Here is a 416-nt window from a genome sequence, read left to right as displayed (position 1 = left end):
AATAAAATATATAGGGATTGATTTATCACATACAAAAAAATTAAGCCTTTTCGCTTTAGAGAAAGTATCTTTCGCGCTTGGCACGATTCAATACTATAGTGATAGTAAGTCCTTTTATGAGATTCTTATGGATATAAGTGTATATGTTGGAGCGTTGGTTGCTCTATTTGTGATCATCGATCCGATTGGAATGGCTTTAATTTTCCATTCTTTGCTTGAAAGTGGTTCAGGTCGAAAGTTGATCGCTTTCAAGGCCTGTCTTATTTCCACGATGCTACTAGTATTGTTTGGCAATTTTGGTGAACTCCTTTTAAGTAAGCTTGCGATTAGTATTCATGCATTCAAGATATCCGGTGGCGTGCTTTTGTTTTATACGGCGTTTCGTATGGTTACCAGTAGTTTGTCTTTCGCTGGCA

General features: G+C 37.0%; 1 protein-coding gene. It reads left to right on the top strand.

Annotated features, from left to right (window positions below):
• Positions 1–127: 127 nt before the first annotated feature.
• Positions 128–416: MarC family protein (locus tag A3757_RS25385; protein WP_197470188.1), on the top strand; the 289-nt coding region annotated here is incomplete at its 3' end.

The sequence above is a fragment of the Oleiphilus sp. HI0117 genome, from assembly GCF_001635235.1.
Note: the sequence above shows the minus strand (reverse complement) of the source record. Positions and strands in the feature narration are given on the sequence as shown.